Annotated in this window: 14 protein-coding genes; 4 read left to right on the top strand and 10 right to left on the bottom strand. The window is 68.1% G+C overall.

Annotation, left to right across the window (positions count from 1 at the left end):
* The first annotated feature begins 286 nt into the window (after positions 1–286).
* Positions 287–1,405, top strand: coding sequence for a hypothetical protein (locus AB0I34_RS16780; RefSeq protein WP_360445846.1), 1,119 nt, complete (start codon positions 287–289; stop codon positions 1,403–1,405).
* Between the two features lie 47 nt (positions 1,406–1,452).
* Here the strand turns inward: AB0I34_RS16780 and AB0I34_RS16785 are convergent, their stop codons facing one another.
* The 6 genes from AB0I34_RS16785 to AB0I34_RS16810 all read right to left on the bottom strand — a co-directional run bounded on the left by AB0I34_RS16785 (position 1,453) and on the right by AB0I34_RS16810 (position 8,358).
* A complete protein-coding gene (locus AB0I34_RS16785) occupies positions 1,453–3,156 on the bottom strand; it encodes a SulP family inorganic anion transporter (RefSeq protein ID WP_360445848.1) in 1,704 nt (567 codons plus the stop codon).
* 106 nt (positions 3,157–3,262) lie between these two features.
* Positions 3,263–5,155: an alkyl sulfatase dimerization domain-containing protein gene (locus AB0I34_RS16790; RefSeq protein WP_360445850.1), complete on the bottom strand. Its 1,893-nt coding sequence runs from the start codon at positions 5,153–5,155 to the stop codon at positions 3,263–3,265.
* Between the two features lie 161 nt (positions 5,156–5,316).
* Positions 5,317–6,378 carry an ABC transporter ATP-binding protein gene (locus AB0I34_RS16795; RefSeq protein ID WP_360445851.1) on the bottom strand — a complete coding sequence of 354 codons (1,062 nt, stop codon included), beginning with the start codon at positions 6,376–6,378 and terminating at the stop codon, positions 5,317–5,319.
* Complete coding sequence (gene modB / locus AB0I34_RS16800; protein ID WP_360445853.1) at positions 6,375–7,139, bottom strand: molybdate ABC transporter permease subunit; 765 nt, start codon at positions 7,137–7,139, stop codon at positions 6,375–6,377. The genes AB0I34_RS16795 and modB overlap by 4 nt, the downstream gene beginning before the upstream one ends.
* Before the next feature lie 38 nt (positions 7,140–7,177).
* Complete coding sequence (gene modA / locus AB0I34_RS16805; RefSeq protein ID WP_360445855.1) at positions 7,178–7,963, bottom strand: molybdate ABC transporter substrate-binding protein; 786 nt, start codon at positions 7,961–7,963, stop codon at positions 7,178–7,180.
* The gene (locus AB0I34_RS16810) at positions 7,963–8,358 is read right to left on the bottom strand and encodes a TOBE domain-containing protein (protein WP_360445857.1); all 396 of its coding nucleotides are present in this window, start codon (positions 8,356–8,358) and stop codon (positions 7,963–7,965) included. Before AB0I34_RS16810 ends, modA begins: the two co-directional genes overlap by 1 nt.
* A 100-nt stretch (positions 8,359–8,458) precedes the next feature.
* Here AB0I34_RS16810 and AB0I34_RS16815 point away from each other — a divergent pair, with 100 nt between their 5' ends.
* Positions 8,459–10,381, top strand: coding sequence for an acyl-CoA dehydrogenase (locus AB0I34_RS16815; RefSeq protein WP_360445859.1), 1,923 nt, complete (start codon positions 8,459–8,461; stop codon positions 10,379–10,381).
* Positions 10,374–11,000, top strand: a complete 627-nt coding sequence (locus tag AB0I34_RS16820) for a hypothetical protein (protein WP_360445860.1) — start codon at positions 10,374–10,376, stop codon at positions 10,998–11,000. Before AB0I34_RS16815 ends, AB0I34_RS16820 begins: the two co-directional genes overlap by 8 nt.
* A gap of 913 nt (positions 11,001–11,913) precedes the next feature.
* On the opposite strand, the gene AB0I34_RS16825 is transcribed toward AB0I34_RS16820, so the two are convergent.
* Entirely contained in the window at positions 11,914–14,424 is a 2,511-nt protein-coding gene (locus AB0I34_RS16825; protein WP_360445862.1) for a bifunctional FO biosynthesis protein CofGH, read from the bottom strand.
* A gap of 91 nt (positions 14,425–14,515) precedes the next feature.
* Here AB0I34_RS16825 and AB0I34_RS16830 point away from each other — a divergent pair, with 91 nt between their 5' ends.
* Entirely contained in the window at positions 14,516–15,070 is a 555-nt protein-coding gene (locus AB0I34_RS16830) for a TetR family transcriptional regulator (RefSeq protein ID WP_360445864.1), read from the top strand.
* Here AB0I34_RS16830 and AB0I34_RS16835 read toward each other — a convergent pair whose 3' ends face one another.
* The 3 genes from AB0I34_RS16835 to AB0I34_RS16845 are packed head-to-tail and all read right to left on the bottom strand — an operon-like array spanning position 15,071 to position 18,635.
* Entirely contained in the window at positions 15,071–15,562 is a 492-nt protein-coding gene (locus AB0I34_RS16835) for a DUF2867 domain-containing protein (protein ID WP_360445866.1), read from the bottom strand.
* 10 nt (positions 15,563–15,572) lie between these two features.
* Complete coding sequence (locus AB0I34_RS16840; RefSeq protein WP_360445868.1) at positions 15,573–16,124, bottom strand: TetR/AcrR family transcriptional regulator; 552 nt, start codon at positions 16,122–16,124, stop codon at positions 15,573–15,575.
* Positions 16,125–16,154: 30 nt separating this feature from the next.
* Complete coding sequence (locus tag AB0I34_RS16845; RefSeq protein WP_360445870.1) at positions 16,155–18,635, bottom strand: GH116 family glycosyl-hydrolase; 2,481 nt, start codon at positions 18,633–18,635, stop codon at positions 16,155–16,157.
* Positions 18,636–18,662: the final 27 nt, after the last annotated feature.

An 18,662-nucleotide genomic window follows, 5' to 3' on the forward strand; every position in this document is an offset into this window, starting at 1 on the left:
GAGTGAGTAACTAAACACTCCTCGTTACCATACCGCGCGTTCTGAGCGTGAAATCGGCCGTTACACGATGTCAATTCATCCCGTTGACGTCACAGCCCGTAACTTCTCCGACGGTTCCTCGTGCAGCGCCGAGGGCGGCCTCCAAGTTCGCCGTCATGCAGCGATCGCCAAGATGCCTGGGGCAACAACAGGCTTGATCACGTAGTCGGCCTCCCCGTCGGTCGGATGCACACGATCGACGGGACCCGCCGTTGCTCGGGGAGCGTGCACCTTGCTGCAATGAGTCATGCCGGAATCCACAGCCGACGTCGAGGCAAGCCGCCACGCCTGGTTCGCCGTACGCCGCCACCTCGTCGAGCACCGTTATCGCCTCGGCCTGGACGCATCCGACGAGTTCCCTGCAGCCCGTCATGTTGCAGGCACACCGCTGCTGGCACCAGAAACCTGGCTACCGACGACACCCATCCCGCTGGCGTCCATCACTCTCGAGTTCGATCCCGACGCGACCTTCACCGGCGTCACCGGCCGCGAACCCGCAGCCCGGGTGCAGCTGCCCCGCCGCCATGACGGCACCCACTACGGCTCGTACGCCGAAACCATCGCCGACCTGGCCCCACCAGCCGTCTTCGAGGACCGCCCCACCTACCGCCTCATAGCCGCGGACCTGACTGGCCCCGAGCCCTGCCTCCGCCTGGGTCGAGCCACCTACTTCGACAGCATCAACACCGGAGAAGCCTCTGCCCACGAGTTCACCGCCCAACGCCTCGACCCGAGCGCCCCCACCCTGCTGCGCACATCCATCGGCGCTCCCTGGAACCCAGCCAACCGCCCGACCAACATCGCGATCAGCACCCTCACCATCCGCCGCGACGTCGACTCCGGCGAATCCACCTTCTACCTCCACTGGCGAGACCCCGCCAAAGTCGGCCACGCCGGCGGCCTCTACCAGGTAGTCCCCTCCGGCATCTTCCAACCCAGCGCCGACGCCCCCTGGAACGAACAGAACGACTTCTCCCTCTGGCACAACCTCACCAGAGAACTGGCCGAAGAGCTGGCCGCCCACCCCGAAGACTACGGAAGCGCCACCGCCCCCATCCCCTACGCGCACTGGCCTTTCGCCACCCAGCTGACCAACGCACTCCAAGCCGGCACGGCCCGAGCCCACTGCGTAGGCCTAGGCGTAGACCCCCTGACCTTCGCCACCGACCTACTGACAGTCCTGTCCCTCGACTCCACGATCTTCGACACCCTCTTCCCCGACCTCCCCACCACCAACCCCGAAGGCCGCCTCCTGACCCCCCAACCCTTCACCCCCGAGGTAATCAACACCTTCACCCACCAAAACCCAACCCAACCCGCAGGCGCCGCTCTCCTCCAATTGGCGTGGAGCCACGGACTGCACTAACTACGGGTCGGCCGCAGCACAGCTGGGGTTGAGCAGCGATGCGTGCGTCAGTCGTCAGGTCGTTGCGCATGTGCTCGGGCGGCAGTGATTGCGGCGTCGATGTTCCGGTAGATCACGAGTCCTGATCCGTTGTCGGTGTGGTGGAGGACATCGCGGACCTGGCCGATGTCGCGGGCGAAGTAGAGGCGTACGCCGCGGGCAGCGAGTTCGCGGCTGAGTTGATCGAGCATGCCGGCCGCTGTCACGTCGATGAACGGGCTGCTCTCGCCGTCCAGCACGACGGCGACGGGACCGGGTGCGGCAAGGGCACGGATGCTGTCGCGGACGTGATCGGCGTTGGCGAAGAACAGCCCGGATTCCACCCGGATCACGAGGATGCCTTCCTCAGGGCGGACGTCGGGGTGGCGGTCGGCATCCACCCAGAGTCCGGGCCGGTCGGTGTCGCCGACGCGGACCAGTCTGGTCACGTGCGGCCGGCTGGCTCGGTAGAGCAGCAGCGTCATCGACACGGCGATGCCGATCACCAGGCCGGGCAGGGTGTCGAAGACGAGCACGCCGAGCATCGCGGCGATCGCGGCGAGGAAGTCCGCGCGGGCGGCGGGGCCGTAGATGCCGCCGAGCCTTTGGGTCCATACGCGATACAGCCGGCGCAGGGCGGCGATGTCGACCAGCTCGATGACCGCGGCGATCACGATGGCGGCCAGGGTGGCCTCCGGAAGCTCCTCGAACAGGCCGGTCAGGAACAGCAGCGTCACGACCGTGAGTGCGGCAACCGTCAGCCCGCTGATCTGGGAGCGGGCGCCGGCCCCGCCGTTGACGGCGGTCTTGGACAGGCTGCCGTTGACGACCATCCCGGAGGCGACGCCTGCTCCGAGGTTCGCCACACCCAAACCGGCCAGCTCGCGGTTGGCGTCGATGTCGTAGCCGGCCCGGGCGGCGTACGTCTTCGCCGCCGCCAGTCCCTCGGCGAACCCGACCAGCAGCACTCCACCGGCCGGCCCCACCAGGGCGAGGTAGTCGTCCCACGCCAAGCCGGAGGGGAGCCCGAACGTCGGCAGGCCCGACTGGATCGGCCCGACGATCGCCACGCCATGCTGGTCGAGGTCGAACAGGGCGACCGCGGCGATGCCGAGCAGGACCGCCACCAGGGACCCCGGGACGAGCGGTAGCCACCGGCGCAGGCCCAGCACCAGGACGAGGCTGAGAACGCCGATTGCCAGCGTGGTCCCGCTCGTCTGGTCCAGCGAGGTGAGCAGGTGCCAGAGCTTGGCGAAAAAGTCGCCGTCGCTACCCTCGACTCCGAACAACTTCGGGAGTTGTCCAGCCACGATCGTCAGCGCCAACCCGACGATGAACCCCTTCAGCACCGGCTCGGAGATGAACGAGGCGAGGAACCCCAGCCGGGCCAGCCCCGCGACCACACCGATGACCCCGGTCACCAGCGCGAGCGCGGTCGTCAGCGCGGCGTACCGATCGTCGCCGGCGGCGACGAAGGTGCCGACGATGCCGGCCGACAATGCCGCGGTCGCCGACATCGGACCGACCACCAGGTGCCGGGAACTTCCGATGGCCGCGTACAGCACCAGCGCCGGTACCGCCGCGTACAGGCCTACGACCGGCGAGACGCCGGCAATCGTGGCGTAGGCGAGCGACTCGGGAACCAGCACCGCCCACACTGTCAGGCCTGCGACCAGGTCGCGGCGCAGCCATTGTGGCCGGTACCCGGCCAGCGATCCGAACAGCAACCTCACGCGTGTCACCCCGCCTGTCTCGAAGGTCCCACTCCGGTGTCCAGCACCTGCAAGATGCCCGCCCAAGGCTCAGCAGCCGGCGGTCCTGGTCGACGCTTCGTCTGGACTAGTCAGGTGTGACGATCGTGAAGTTCGGGTCGCCGGGGTCGAGAAGCCCGAACAGCCGGTCGAGGACTCCGGCGTCGCCGGCGACGTCGATGCCGGCAGCAGCCAGCGCGACGGGATCTGTCGTTGCCTGGGCGAGGGCGGGCAACGAAGCGCGAGGCAGGGTCAGGGTCACGTCGGCGTCTCCGCGCTGTGGCGCCGAGCTGTAGGTGAGGGCGCCGTTGGACAGGCGGAGCCGGTAGCGCTCGTCGACATCATTGAAGACAACGTCGATGGACAGGGTCTGGTCCCAGGCGCGGGGTCCGTCGAGCTGGATCGCGAAGGCGTCGAACAACATGTCCGGGCTGAGGTTGGAGACCACGTCGGCAGATGCGGCGATGGTCGGGGTGCCGAAGCTGCCGTCGCGTAGCTCGGTGGCACCGGACAGGTAGAAGTTGCGCCAGGTGCCGTTCTCGGAGCCGTAGCCGAGTTGCTCGTAGGTGTCGGCGAGCAACTCGCGGGCGGCGGCGTGATCCGGCTGGGCGAACACGACGTGGTTGACGACCTCCGCGACCCAGCGGAAGTCGCCGTTGTCGAAGTACTGCTGGGCCTTCTCCACGACAGCGTCGGCGCCGCCCATGAACTCGACGTACCGGGTGGCGGCCTCGACGGGTGGGTGCTGCCACAGGTGGGCGGGATTGCCGTCGAACCAGCCCATGTAGCGCTGGTAGATCGCCTTGACGTTGTGGCTCACCGAGCCGTAGTAGCCGTGGGTGTGCCAGGCGTTGTCCAGGACGGGCGGGAGCTGGATCAGCTCGGCGATCTCGGGGCCGGTCAGGCCCTTGTTCAGCATCCGCAGGGTCTGGTCGTGCAGGTAGGCGTAAAGGTCGCGCTGGAGGGTGAGGTAGTGGACGACGTGCTCGTTGCCCCAGGTGGGCCAATGGTGGGAGGCGAAGACAACGTCGACGTCCGCACCGAACAGGTCGAGGGTCTCGGTGAGATAGCGAGCCCAGCCGCGCGGGTCGCGGACCAGCGCGCCGCGCAGGGTGAGGAGGTTGTGGAGGTTGTGGGTGGCGTCCTCGGCTGCGCACAGCGCCCTGTGCTCGGGGAAGTAGATCAGCATCTCCGCGGGCGCCTCGGTGTCGGGTGCCATCTGGAACACCATCCGGACCCCGTCGACGGTCTCCTCGTGCCCGGTCGTGGAGATGAAGTCGGTCGGCGCGATCAGCGTGATCGTTCCGGTCGAGGTCGTCTGCCCGAGCCCGGCGCCGACCTGGCCGCGCGGCCCACGGGCCAGTGCCGCGCCGTACATGTAGCCGGCCCGTCGGCCCATCGCGGTGCCGGCGTAGACATTCTCGGAGACAGCGTGCTCGGTGAACCCCTCCGGAGCGAGGATCCGCACGCGCCCGGCGTCGACGTCCTCCTGGGAGACCACGCCCTTCACGCCACCGAAGTGGTCGACGTGAGAGTGGGTATAGATGACTGCGTGGATGGGTCGGTCGCCCCGGTGCTTGCGGTACAGACCGAGCGCGGCGGCAGCGGTCTGTGCCGACAGCAGCGGGTCGATCACCACGAGACCGGTCTCGCCCTCGACGAACGTGATGTTCGACAGGTCGAAGCCGCGCGCCTGGTAGATGCCCTCGACCACCTCGAAAAGCCCCTGTCGCCCGACCAGCTGCGACTGCCGCCACAGACTCGGGTGCACCGTGTCCGGGGCGTCTCCTTCCAGGAACGCGTACGAGTCGTTGTCCCACACCACCTCGCCGCCCACGGCCCGCACCACACCCGGGCTGAGCTCATCGATCCGACCCCGTGAGGTCGCATCGAAGTCGGCAGTATCGGACATCGGCAGAGTCTCGAGCGCCGCTCGGTGCTGGACGCGGACGGCAGCGCTGGCATCACGAGGAGTCGTCATGCCCCTGAGTCTTATCCGGCTCGGACGCGCTCGACTTCACCCGAGCAGGATGAGTTCGACAGCACCGTCAACGATGCGAGTCGCTGTTGGACGAGCTGGCGCTGGCCCAGTCACCCTCGAGGACGGGAACGTCCTCAACTGTCGCGTTGCGGGTGGGGCCTTTACACCGGGTAGGTGTGGATTTCGGTGGCTTTCAGGGAGGCGTGGAGGGTTTGGCCGGGGGACAGGTGGAGGTCGGCTACTGCGGCGGGGGTGATGTCGGCCAGGAGGGTGGTTGGGCCGGCGGGGGTTGCGGTCAGGCGGACTCGGACTGTGTGGGCGTGTTGCTCTATGCCGGTCACTGTGGCGGGCCAGGTGTTGCGGGGGCTGCCGGACGGGGCCTCGGGGTAGAGGCTGACGGCAGTGGGTGGGAAGGCTACGTGAACCGGGCCGGTCGCAGGCTCGGCGAGGGTCATGGTGCCGCCTTCGGACAGCGTGACGGTGGTGCCGGATGCTGTGCCTCGGTAGAGGTTGAGGCCTACCAGTTGGGCTACGTAGTCGGTGCGAGGGCGGCGGGCTATCTCGGTGGGACGGCCTTCCTGGACCACGCGGCCGTGTTCGACGATCACCAGGCGGTCCGCGAGGACCATGGCGTCGAGGGGGTCGTGGGTGACGAGCAGCGTGTGCCCTGGGAAGCGGTCCAGGTGCTGACCGAGTTCGGCGCGCACGTGGAGCGTCGTACTGGCGTCCAATGCGGCCAGCGGCTCGTCAAGCAGGAGCAGCGAAGGGCTGGTCGCCAGCGCGCGGACCAGAGCGACCCGCTGGGCCTGGCCGCCGGACAGCGAGCGTGGTCGGCTTCGGGCGTACGCCGAGAGGCCTACAGTGTCGAGCCACCGGGTGGCTTCCGCGCGGGCTGCGTGCTTGTCGACACCACGGGCTCTGAGGCCGAAGGCAACGTTCTCCAGGCAGCTCAGGTGGTCGAACAGCAGGTAGTCCTGGAAGACCACGCCGATCGGCCGACGGTCCGGCGTACGGAAGGTGCGAGGAGGCTCGTCCCACACCTCCTCGTCCAGCGCGATCCGGCCGTCGCCCAGCGGCAGCAGTCCGGAGATCGCACGGAGCGCGGTGGTCTTGCCGGCGCCGTTGGGTCCGAGGAGGGCGACGACCTCGCCTGGTTCGACGGCGAGGTCGAGTGAGAGGTCGAACTCGCCGCGCGTCACGCGAATCTCGGCATGCAGCGTCATCGCAGCCCACTGATCCAGCGCTCACGCAGAGACGCCAGTACGACGACAGAAACGATCAGCAGCACCAGACTCAGTACGACGGCCACGTCCGGGTCGGTCTCCAAAGCCAGATAGACGGCCAGCGGCATCGTCGTCGTACGACCGGGAAAGTTGCCGGCAAAGGTGATGGTGGCGCCGAACTCACCCAGAGCACGAGCCCAGCACAGTACGGCGCCCGCCACGACACCTGGTGCGATGGAAGGCAGTGTGACGCGGCGGAACGTCAGCCACCGACCAGCGCCGAGCGTCGCGGCGGCCTCCTCGTAGCGGGGGTCCGCAGCGCGCAGCGCACCCTCCACGGAGATGACCAGGAACGGCATAGCCACAAAGGCTTCAGCCACGATCACTCCGGCCGTGGTGAACGGCAGACTGATGCCGAACCAGGCGTCCAGGTGCTGACCGACCAGCCCACGCCGTCCGAGCACCAGGAGCAGCGCAACACCTCCCACCACCGGCGGCAGGACCAGTGGAACAGTCACCAACGCTCTGATGACGCCGCGGCCGGGTATCGGTGCTTTGGCCAGCAACCACGCCAGCGGGATCCCCAGGACCATGCACACCGCAGTGGCCGCTGTTGCGCAGACCAAAGACAACCTCAGTGCGTCCCAGACATCAGCACTGAACAGACGGCTCGGCAGCGTCGACCACGGCGCCTTGGCGAGCAGACCTACCAGCGGGATGAGCAGGAACGCCAGGCCGAGTAACGCAGGCAGCAAGAGCACGAGGGGCAGACGCCCGATCGTGCTCCTGCTACGACGGCTCACGGTGTGGCGAAGCCAGCTGCGGTGAGGACGGCCTTGCCCTTGTCGGACAGGACATAGTCGACGAACGCCTTGGCGCCGTCAGCGTTCGGGGCCTTGGTCAGCGTGGCGATCGGGTACTTGTTGACGGCCTCGCCGGCTTCGGGGAACTCAATCCCCTCCACCTTGCCCTTCGCCGCCTGTACGTCGGTCTTGTAGACCAGCGCGGCGTCGACCTCACCGAGGCTGACCTTGGTCAGCGCGGCCTTGACGTCCTGCTCCAGGCTGTCCGGCTGCGGGGTGATCCCGGCCGCCTTGAACACCGTTTCCGACGCTGCGCCACACGGCACCTGCGGCGCGCACAGCGCGATCTTCTTGCTCTTGTCCCCGAAGTCCTTCAGTCCGGTGATCTTCCCGGGGTTGCCGGGCGGTACCGCGATCTCCAGCGTGTTCGTCACGAACGTGGTCGGGCTGTTCTTGTCGGTCACCTGGTCCATGTTCTTCGGCGCGGCGGAGGCGAACACGTCGGCGGGCGCACCCTGGTTGATCTGCTGCGCCAGGGCCGAACTGCCGGCGAAGTTGAAGGTGACCTTCACACCCGGATGAGCCGCCTCGAAGTCCTTGCCGATCTGGGTGAACGACTCGGTGAGCGACGCGGCGGCGAACACGTTGACAGTCCCGGACAGGGACGCCGCGGCGCTCGGGCTGTCCGAGGACGGCGAAGCCGCAGGGGTGTCGTCACCGCAGCCGGCCAGGGTGAGCGCGACGGTGGCGGCAAGCGCGGCGAGCACTGCACGACGGAACATCAGGCCTCCGGGATTTCTACGACCACATGGGTCGACTTGATCGAGGCGACCGCAACCACACCTGGCTCGAGTCCGAGCTCGTCGGCGGCCTCACGACTCATCAGGGACACGACGCGGAACGGCCCGGCCTGCATCTCGACCTGGGCCATCACGCCGTCTTTGAGGACACGGGTGACGATCCCCCGCATGCGGTTGCGTGCCGAGGCCGCGGCGGTGACCCCCGGCTCGGGCGACTCCGCCAGGCTCTGGGCAAAGGCGGCGAGCGCGCCACCGTCGACGGCCATCCGACCGCCTTCCTGGACTGACTGCAGCCTGCCCTGATCGATCCAGCGCCGTACCGTGTCGTCGCTGACTCCGAGGAGCGCGGCCGCCTCACTGATCCGCAAGTTCGGCACGGTCGACAGCATACTGCCGCAGATGCGCATTGTGACGAGAGTTGTCCACAGTCACACGATGGTGACGGAATGTACGGGCGAATCCGCATAGGTTAAGAGCATGAGCACAACGGGGTTGTGGGATTATCTGGACGGGCCGCACAAGGCGGCGCGGGACGTCGTGCGCGCTGGGCTGAGCGCGAACGCGGAGCTGCTCGACATGTCGGTGCGCCTGCCACCGGACGAGTACCGCGACAAAGTGCTCGACGTGTTGCTGGATGTCACGGCCGAGGGTCATCCGGCACGCGGTTTCCCGAAGGAGTACGGCGGTGCGGGCGATCTCGGCGGATTCATCGCCGGGTTCGAGACACTCGCCTTCGGGGACCTCTCGTTGATGGTGAAGGCGGGGGTGCAGTTCGGCCTGTTCGCCGGCGCGATTCTGCACCTGGGCACCGAGCGTCACCACGAGCGCTACCTGGCGGATGCGCTCAGCGGCCGGCTGCTCGGCTGCTTCGCGATGACCGAGACTGGCCATGGTTCGAACGTGCAGGCCCTTGGTACGGCGGCGACGTACGACGCCTCGACCGCGGAGTTCGTCGTGCACACGCCGACCGCGGCCGCGCGGAAGGACTACATCGGGAACGCGGCGCGGCACGGACGGATGGCCGCGGTGTTCGCGCAACTCGTCGTCGGCGGCGAGAGCCGAGGAGTGCACTGCCTGCTCGTGCCGATCCGGGATGAGAACGGTACGGCGACACCCGGGGTGACGCTGTCCGACTGCGGCCCGAAGCTGGGGCTGAACGGGGTCGACAACGGGCGGATCGTGTTCGACCAGGTCCGGGTGCCGCGGGAGGCGCTGCTGGACCGCTACGCCCAGGTCGATGCTGGTGGCAACTACCAGAGTGAGATCGAGAACCCGGACCGCCGGTTCTTCACCATGCTCGGCACGCTCGTACAGGGACGCGTCTCGGTCGGTGGCGCGGCGATCAACGCCAGCAAGGTCGCACTGACCATCGCGATCCGGTACGGCGCTCAGCGGCGGCAGTTCGGTGCTCCGGGGAGTGCTGATGAGGCGTTGCTGCTGGACTACCGGATGCACCAGCGCCGGCTGCTGCCGTTGCTCGCGCGGACCTACGCACTGCACTTCGCACAGGCCGAGCTGGTCGACGAGTTCGTGCGGGTGTTCGGTGACGGCAGCAACGAGCACGACCGGAGAGCGCTGGAGGCGCAGGCGGCCGGGACGAAGGCGCTCGGGACGTGGCATACGACCGAGACGATCCAGATGTGCCGTGAGGCGTGCGGCGGTGCCGGCTACCTGGCGGAGAACCGGCTGGCCACGCTGAAGGCGGACACCGATGTGTTCACCACCTTCGAGGGGGACAACACTGTCTTGCTTCAGTTGGTGGCGAAGGGTCTGCTGACGGACTACCGGGAGTCGTTCGGGAAGCTGGACCCGCTCGGCACGGCCCGGTTCATCGCGGCTCAGGCGGTGGAGATCGCGGTTGAGAAGGCGGCCCTGCGACCACTCATCGAGCGGCTGCGCGACGTCGTACCGAATCGGAGTGACGCGAACGATCCGGATGCGGGGTTGCGGGACGACGCGTACCACTCGGGGCTGCTGCGGTTCCGGGAGGAGCACATGCTGTCCGGGGTCGCGCGGCGGCTGAAGGCGGGGATCGATGCCGGGGATGAGCCGTTCGAGGTGTTCAACCGGTGCCAGGACCACGTCATCGCGGCCGGGCGGGCGCACGTGGACCGCGTCGTGCTGGAGGCGTTCCATGCGGCGGTCGACGATGCGCCGGAGGAGCTCCGCGAGGTGCTGAAGGACGTCTACGACCTGCATGCGCTCGCGACGATCGAGTCGGAGCGTGCCTGGTACCTCGAGCACGGGCGGTTGTCGCCGGGCCGGTCGAAGGCGATCACGGCGCTGGTGAACGAGCTCTGCGCCGCGGTTCGGCCGGTCGCGGTCGAGCTCGTCGACGCGTTCGGCGTACCGGGCTCGGCGGTGGAGGTGCCGATGGTTGTACCGTCGCAGCATGAGTGAGCCGATCGAACCCGCGTCGGCCGCCGAGGCCGCCCGCGAACTCGCCCGGGTGCTGCTGGAGCAGGCCGACGCTCTGGATCTCCACGACCTGCGGGCCACCGGCGCGATCGAGAACGTCCGGGTCCAGGCCCGGGCGCTCGCGGACGCCGTGCACGAGCGGGGCTGGGGCGACATCTTTCTTGGGATCGACTCCTACGACCCCGACGAGCTCGACGACCTGCCGCTCGGGCCGGACGACTTCGACGACCCCGCGGACTACCGGGAGATGGTCGAGGGCGCAGGCCTGGAGGATCTCGAGGGGCTCGAGGAGCCGCTGCTGCCGGCGGACGGGGTGCGGCTCAGCTACCAGGCGCGATACGACTACGTGGTGACGGATCCGGACGCGTTCGTGGAGTACGTCCGCAGCCGCGCGGACGAGGCGCAGAACGACGAGGTGATCGACGACATCGAGGACGCGCAGTCGGCGTTCGAGCTGCTGTGCTACCTCGACGGGATGGGGTCGAAGGACTACGACTCCTTCGGCCTGATGCCGGCCGGCGGCGAGGAGTCCCACAAGATCGTCGACTTCTCCCTCTGGGACCTCGACCCCACCCGCCGCGACGACACCTACCCGTACTAACCCTCCGGACCCGTCCCCGGCTGAACATGGAGCCGGCCAGCTGACTCCGATGCACGGGGTCAGCCGGATGGTCCTGTCCGGTTCAGTCCGGTGCGGCACCTCGGCCTGAACGCCGCGTCAAGGAGGGCGGGTGGCGGGCTGTGTGCTGGCTGGCGGGTTGTTTGCGCGCCAGCGGTAAAACAACCCGCCAGTGGGCCGGATATGACGGATCTGTTCGGTGCATTCCGGGGGCCGCGTCGGGCCGCTGGTCGTACCGGCTGATGCGAATCCCAGTCCGGTCGGGCACTGCTCGGGATCGGTGGGCACTGGCGGTGGCTACTGGCGGGTGGCGGGTGGCGGGTGGCGGGTTGTGTGCTGGGTGGCGGGTTGTTGCGCGTCAGTGGAGAAACAACCCGCCAGTGGGCTGGGGTTTGGATTTGGAGACCCGGCGTGGGTGGTTGTTGTTGCGGAAGGCAACGGAGGCACGGTAAGTGAGGGTTTGTTTACTGAGGGTTGCCCAGTTCAAAGGCCATGCAAATGTTTGAACCCGGGGATGGTCTGCTGTTGTGGTGACGTGACAACGTTCAGTTGTCGGCGACGGACGGGTCGCTGACAAACAGGCTCCAGGTGGTACCGACGTACTCCCGTCCGCGACCGGACTGTACCTCCCCTGCCGGTCACGGAATGAGACGCCGGCCCGCCCTCCTTCGGGCCGACTGCCCTCTCGGGGCAACAGCAGGACGCCGGCCGTGCCGCAGGCGGTGCCGGTCGCCAGTGAGGTGGCGACCGACATCGGGCATGGCCGGCGTTTCCGTTCCCTGGTTGGTGTCTGGTGCTGCTGGGGACCAGACACCAACCAGGGAACGCCACTGCACAATCAGCGTTCCCGTGCATCCGATTGCACCCAGAACGCCCACGGTCCGTCCGGTGATTCTCAGGCCAGTTCGAGCGAAGGTCGCTCCGGCACCTGGCCGTAGGTCGTCGTACGCTGCCGCGCCGGTCGGCCGGCGGCCGTGGCCATCGCGGTCAGTTCGGCGATGGACTTCCGCGACCCGTGCTTGGAGCCGGCCATCCGGCTGATGGTCTCCTCCATCAGCGTGCCGCCGATGTCGTTGACGCCACCGTTCAGCACCGCGACGCACCCGTCCACCCCGAGCTTGACCCACGAGCACTGGATGTTGTCGATCCGCCCGTGCAGCATGATCCGCGCCATCGCGTGCACCGCGCGGTTCTCGTCGTACGTCGGACCCGGCCGGGCGACGCCGGCCAGGTAGATCGGCGAGTTCTGGTGGATGAACGGCAGCAGCACGAACTCCGTGAAGCCGCCGGTCTGATCCTGGACGGCGGCGATCGTGCGCAGGTGCTGGACCCAGTGGTGCGGTGCGTCGACGTGGCCGTACATCATCGTCGAACTCGACGGCAGGCCGACCTTGTGGGCCGTGGTGATGACCTCGATCCACGATGCCGTGGGCAACTTTCCCTTGGTGAGGATCCAGCGGACGTCGTCGTCCAGGATCTCCGCCGCGGTACCGGGGATGCTGTCCAGCCCGGCCTCCTTGACCGAGATCAGGAAGTCCTCGATCGACAGCCCGGTGCGGACCGAGCCGTTCACGATCTCCATCGGCGAGTACGCGTGCACGTGCATATCCGGCACCCGGTCCTTCACGGCGCGGACCAGATCGGCGTACGCCGTACCCGGCAGGTCGGGATGGATGCCGCCCTGCATGCAGACCTCGGTCGCGCCGATCACCCAGGCTTCCTCGGCGCGCTGGCCGACCTCGTCCATCGACAGCGAGTAGGCGTCCGCGTCGGTGCGCCGCTGGGCGAACGCGCAGAACCGGCATCCGGTGTAGCAGACGTTGGTGAAGTTGATGTTCCGGTTCACGACGTACGTCACGTCGTCGCCGACCGTTGCCTTGCGCAACTCATCGGCCAGTGAAGCCAGCGCGTCGAGGGCAGGACCGGTGGCAGTGATCAACGTGAGCGCTTGGGCGTCGGACAGCCCGGCCGGGTCGCGTTCGGCGGCGGCCAGTGCTTCCTTGACGTCACCTTCGATGCGTTCCGGTGCGGATCGCCCCGCGACCTGCTCGCGCAGCACGTCCCAGTCGCCGTACGCCGCGTCGAAGTCCGAACGAGTCTCGGTACGACGGCCCTCGGTGTCGATCGCGGTGTGCAGATCGGTCCGGCCGACGCTGTCCCAGCCGCCATCGGGTTCCTGCCAGGGCAGGCCGACCGGCATCGCGGACTCATTGGCCAGCCCGGTCGCCGGATCGACCAGCGCCTCGACATGCGAGATCAAGCGCGGATCGAGCCAAGGCTCCCGCAGGTATTCCGGGTGCGTGGTCAGCCGCTCCCGCAAGGTGAAGCCGGCGTCTGCGGTGACCTTCGCCAGGTCGTCGATCTGCGGCCACGGCCGCTCCGGGTTCACGTGGTCCGGCGTCAGCGGCGACACGCCGCCGAAGTCGTCGACGCCCGCGTCGAGTAGCGCCCGGCACTCGGCCAGATCAACCAGGTTCGGCGGGGCCTGCACGCGCACTCGCGGCCCGAGCACGACCCGCGTCACCGCGATCGCGGCCAGCCATTCGTCCAGCGGTACGTCGTCGTCGTTGCGCATCGCCGTGTCGGGCTTCACCCGGAAGCCCTGGATGATGACTTCCTGGATCCCGTTGTACTGCCGCGCGATCTTGCGCAGCGCGAAGATCGAGTCGGCCCGCTCCTCGAGCGTCTCGCCGATGCCGATCAGCAGACCGGTGGTGAACGGCACGTTGGACCGGCCGGCGTCCTCGAGCACCCGCAGCCGGATCGCCGGGTCCTTGTCCGGCGAGCCGAAATGCGGCTGACCCTTCTCCTCGAACAGCCGCCGCGACGTGGTCTCGAGCATCATGCCCATACTCGGCGCGACCGGCTTCAGCCGCTGCAGGTCCTGCCACGTCATCACCCCGGGGTTGAGGTGCGGCAGCAGCCCGGTCTCCTCCAGCACCCGGATCGCCATCGCCCGCACGTAGTCGAGCGTGCTGTCGTACCCGGCCTCCTCCAGCCAGGTCCGGGCGGCGTCCCAGCGCTCCTCCGGAGCATCGCCGAGAGTGAACAACGCCTCCTTGCACCCGAGTGCCGCACCCTGCCGCGCGATCTCCAGCACCTCATCCGGCGAGAGGTACGGCGCGTGCACGCGGCCCGGCGTGGTCGCGAACGTGCAGTAGTGACACCGGTCGCGGCACAGCCGGGTGAGCGGGATGAAGACCTTCTTCGAGTACGTGATGATCTCGGAGCGGTCGGCATCCGCCAGTCCCTGGTCGCGGACCCGCGCCGCCGTCGCCATCAAGGCGGTCAGCGCATCTCCCGAGGCCGCCAGCAGCACTTCGGCTTCGGCCGGGTCGAGGGTCTTGCCGTCGTCCGCGCGCTTGAGTGCGCGGCGCATCGCCGTACTGAGTTCATTGGTTGTCACGTCATCCGAGCCTAGGCGCCGAAAACGGCCGAAGCGCACGATTCCGGGGACCAAAAACAATCCGTACAGACGTCCTGATAGTTTGATGTTCGTGCAGGTCAGACAGGGTGTCGACGGCCGCCGGATGCGTGGTGAGCAGCGCCGGAGCGAGTTGCTCCGGGCCACCATCGGCGTGATCGAGCGCGACGGGGTCGCAGGTGTGAGCCATCGTGCGGTGGCTTCGGCGGCCGATGTGTCGGTCGCGTCGATCACCTATCACTTCGCGACCCTGGACGATCTGCTGATCGCCGCACTGAGTTGGGCCGCGGACGATCTCGCCGTCGAGTTGCACGGGCGGGGGAGCGAACTGGGCGCGCGGCCGGCGGACGAACTATCCCGGTTGATCGAGGACAGCCTCATCCGGCGCCGGGGCCGGACGCTCGCGCTGTACGAGCTCTATCTGTACGCCGCCCGCCGGCCGGAGCTCAGGTCCGTGGCGGGAGCCTGGCTCGAACCGCTGACCGAGATCGCACGCGCCTTCACGGCCGATCCCCAGAAGGCACGACTACTGGTTGCCGCGCTGGACGGCCTGCTGATGCAGGCCCTCATCGGTGCCCGGGATGTCGATCGCGCAGACTTCGCCGCGCTACTCGAGGTGCTGCGGTAGCTACTGGCGCACGGCGGCCCGGCACATGCTGAGCATCATGATGTGGTGGAACGGCCGGATGAGGTTGTAGTAGAACCGGCCCGCCGGCCGCACGTACTTCACCAACGTGACCACTTTGAACTCGCTCTCGGGCTTGGCGTTGTCGGTGATGAAGGCCAGGTAGCCGATCAGATGGTTGTCGGAGATCTTCAGCAGCAGGTAGTGATCCTCCTCGCCACGCTCCACAGTGAAGAAGAGGTCCAGCTCGCCCGGGGTGAAGCTCACCGTCTCCGGCCGCAGTCGGCGGGTCGGCGGGGCGACGGTCTCCAGTCGGAGTGCGAGAGCCACGGCCGTCCGGGCCACGAACAATCCCTTGACCCACAAGGGGCTGTAGCCCAGTGCGCCCGCGATGAACTCGCGGAGTGACACCGCGCCGCGGATGGTCTTCACGTCGATCTCGTCGACGGTGGGCAGCAGATCGTCCAGCTCCGGCAGGTCCGTGCGGGTAGGCATGGCAGCTCCTCTAGTCGAGCAACGTCTCGCCCGTCGCGAGGCGCAAGGTCAACGCGTAGATGTCGCGCAGGTCGTTCGTGGCGATCGGCGGCAGCACCTGTTCGGCGCCGATGAAGATCAGGTAGAGGAGTTCCGCGAACCGGTCCGCGTCCACGTCCGTCTTCAGTCCACGGCAGAGTTCCTTGAGGTACTCCGTCCGTGCCCGGTCGACCCGCTCCTGCGCGGCCCGTACTTCGGGGTCCTGTAGTGCCCAGGCCCGGACAGCGATCTCCAGACTCGCGTTGTCCGCGTCGGACACCACGAGCCGCAGGAGATGCTGCAACTTCGCCAACGGCTCCGCGGCCGGCTCACGCTCGATGGTGTCGATGAGCCGGGTGGTGAACCGCGCCTCGAAGTACTCCAGCAACGCCGTCCGGTACCCCGCGGCGCCTTTGAAGTGGTGGTAGTACGAGCCCTTGGTGACGCCCAGCTTGCCGGTGAGCCGCTCGATCGTCACGGCCGGCGCACCCTCGTCCGCCAGCAGTTCGAACCCGGCCTCCAACCACTCCGTCCGCGTCACCATGCGACGACCATACCATACCGTTTGGTATGGTCAGCCCAACTTCACCACATCCCCCGCGGTTCCCAGGCCGCCCGGTACGTCGATCGGCGCACGATCCGGGAGCTCGATCGAGGTGAGCCGCAGGCTGCCTTCGCGGACGTGGAGGGTGCCCTCGGCCAGATCCACGGTGCCGAAGGCGTCGCCGGTGGACCAGAAGTGCCGGGATCCCGCGACCTGTGGCGCGAACCGCATCGCTCCGGTCCGCCCGTCGTAGTCGAACCCGGTCAGCGCGATCACCGCACCCCAGCTCGCCATCGCCCGCGCGTAGTGGTGACCACACTCCGCCTCGTCGAAGGGGTTCCGCCGCTCGCCGTCGTACCGGGCCCGGATGTCGGCGATCACCTTCAGCCCTTCGTCGACCAGACCCTCCGAGATCAGGCCGACGGCGAGGATGTGCTCGAATCCGGTCATCACCTCGGAGAAGTACGGGAACGGGCGCTCGGGCCGGTTGCCACGCGGGTAGCTGCACATCAGTACGGCGGACTCGTCGCCCAGCACGTAGCTGCGCATGTGATTGAAGTGCCCGAAGAACCCGGACCGGCCGTTGTGCTTCAGGATGCTGCGCAACGTCGTCACCACGTGGTCCGTGTCGTGCAGCGAGCCGAGTTGGGTCAGCCGGGCGAGATGCTGACCCACCAGTTGGTCGACGAGACATCCGTCGCCGAGTTGCAGCACAGGGTTCGTGGGGTCGGCCGCGCCCATCCGCTCGCGCAGTCCCGGTGCGACCTCGTCCGCGGAGGCCGGCGGGCGGATCTCGTGCCGGTAGTACTCGCCGTTGAAGAGGTGCTCGTCCATCCAGGCGCTGCCGTACTCGAACATCCGCCGGCACTCGTCCGCGAGATCCGCGAGATCCGCGCTGCCGAGGGACCGGGCCATCTCCTCACAGGCACGCAAGGCCGCCAGGTACCACGACTGCATCTGCGGGTTGGGTCCGTAGTACTCGACGTCCATCGTGTTGTGCTGGCAGCCCTCCATCACGCCGTCGCGATCGGCATCCCAGCCGCCGGGAATCCAGCAGAACTCGAGCGCCCGTCGAGCAGCCGGCCACAAGGAGCGCAGCATCTCGTCGTCACCGCTGAGTCGCCAGTCGCGATACAGCTTCACCAGGGACCCGAGCTGCCCGTCGGCTGCGGCGACCTGCCAGTCCCGCGCACTCGTTGCCAACGGCAACCCGACCCGGAAGCTCATCAGTCCTTGATCGCTGGTCGCATGGCCGAACTCGACCTCACGCAGCGAGCGTGCGATCTCACCGAACAGGAACGGCGTCGCCTGCTCGTAGTTCCAGACATGCGTGCAACTGCCGAAACAACTGCCCTCGTGGTCGGAGCACCCTTCCCAGCCGAAGAACCGCCCGTCCGGCGTCCGGAACACGGTCTGCGTCCGCAGCGTGCTCAGGTTGAACAGCGCCGCTTCCTTGACCTGGTCCGGCAGGTCGCCGGCGAGGAAGTCCTCGACGAACGCGACCGTACGACGCTCCAACCCGTTGAGCTGCGGAGCGAACCGGCAGATCGCTGTCCAGGCGTCGTCGACCAGCGTCGTGTAGTGGTTGCCGACGATGTCCGGCTTCTCCCACGCGCGCCGGTTCGGGAAGTGCCAGCCGAGCAGGAAGGTGAAGCGCTCGGTCGCGCCGGCCTCGATCGTACGGCGGTCGGCCACCGAGGCGATCGGTGTCGCGGACTCGCTGGTGCGTTCGTCGAGCCGGCCGTCCGCACTGAAGTCGTCCCAGAAGTCGAGCAGGCTGTCGCCCCACGTCCGGTCCGCCCAGCCGGTCCGGCGACTCAGGTCCTGGCCGTCCACCACCCCGAGGGCGATGGAGCCGTACTGCTCCGCAGCCGGATCGACGCCGCGGCTGCGCAGAAGCACGCCGTCGACGCGAATGCCGGTAGGCCCGCTCGCGCCGGTCGCCGTACTGTTGTAGTTGTCTGAGGCAACATCAGTGCTGCCGTCGCGGCCGATGAAGTTCTGCAGCGACGCCGCCAGTGAGACCGTCAACGGCTGATCGCCCCGGTTCGTCACCACGAAGCGCAGTACGGCGACCGGCCACGAGCTGGCCTCGACGTCGGTCGGGACGAACGGGTTGAACGCCTCCAGGTCCACCTCGACCGGCACGTCGTCATCGCGGAGTTGGAGCCGCCCGAACGGGTACGCCGTACCGAAGGTGGCTTCGCGGAAGCGGGGGAGGCCGTGGCTCTGGGCGGCGCTGCCGTGGGCGCCTTCGTACTCGCTCAGGTCCAGCGGGCCTTCGGCGGCGCGCGTCGTCACGGTGCCTTCAGGTGACTCGGTGCGGATCGCGAAGAACGCCGTACCCGGGTGGAAGCCCTTCGCCGGGCGGTTCACGATCTCCCAGTCGCGGAGATTGCCGCGGCCGCCGAGACTGACCGTCCCGGTGCCGATTCCGCCGAGCGGCAGGGCGATCCGGCGGAGCCGACGGCCGGAGTAGGTGCGGAGGAGGGGCCAGTCCGTGGTCGTCATGTCCACCGACACTAATCGCCCCGACCC

This window comes from Kribbella sp. NPDC050281 (genome assembly GCF_040655855.1).
Classification (GTDB): Bacteria; Actinomycetota; Actinomycetes; order Propionibacteriales; family Kribbellaceae; genus Kribbella.

Excerpts from the sequence above, each read along its gene's own strand:
- AB0I34_RS16780 (WP_360445846.1), top strand. The coding sequence starts at position 287 with ATGCCGGAATCCACAGCCGACGTCGAGGCAAGCCGCCACGCCTGGTTC.
- AB0I34_RS16790 (WP_360445850.1), bottom strand. The coding sequence starts at position 5,155 with ATGACGACTCCTCGTGATGCCAGCGCTGCCGTCCGCGTCCAGCACCGA.
- AB0I34_RS16795 (WP_360445851.1), bottom strand. The coding sequence starts at position 6,378 with ATGACGCTGCATGCCGAGATTCGCGTGACGCGCGGCGAGTTCGACCTC.
- modA (WP_360445855.1), bottom strand. The coding sequence starts at position 7,963 with ATGTTCCGTCGTGCAGTGCTCGCCGCGCTTGCCGCCACCGTCGCGCTC.
- AB0I34_RS16815 (WP_360445859.1), top strand. The coding sequence starts at position 8,459 with ATGAGCACAACGGGGTTGTGGGATTATCTGGACGGGCCGCACAAGGCG.
- AB0I34_RS16820 (WP_360445860.1), top strand. The coding sequence starts at position 10,374 with ATGAGTGAGCCGATCGAACCCGCGTCGGCCGCCGAGGCCGCCCGCGAA.
- AB0I34_RS16835 (WP_360445866.1), bottom strand. The coding sequence starts at position 15,562 with ATGCCTACCCGCACGGACCTGCCGGAGCTGGACGATCTGCTGCCCACC.
- AB0I34_RS16840 (WP_360445868.1), bottom strand. The coding sequence starts at position 16,124 with ATGGTGACGCGGACGGAGTGGTTGGAGGCCGGGTTCGAACTGCTGGCG.
- AB0I34_RS16845 (WP_360445870.1), bottom strand. The coding sequence starts at position 18,635 with ATGACGACCACGGACTGGCCCCTCCTCCGCACCTACTCCGGCCGTCGG.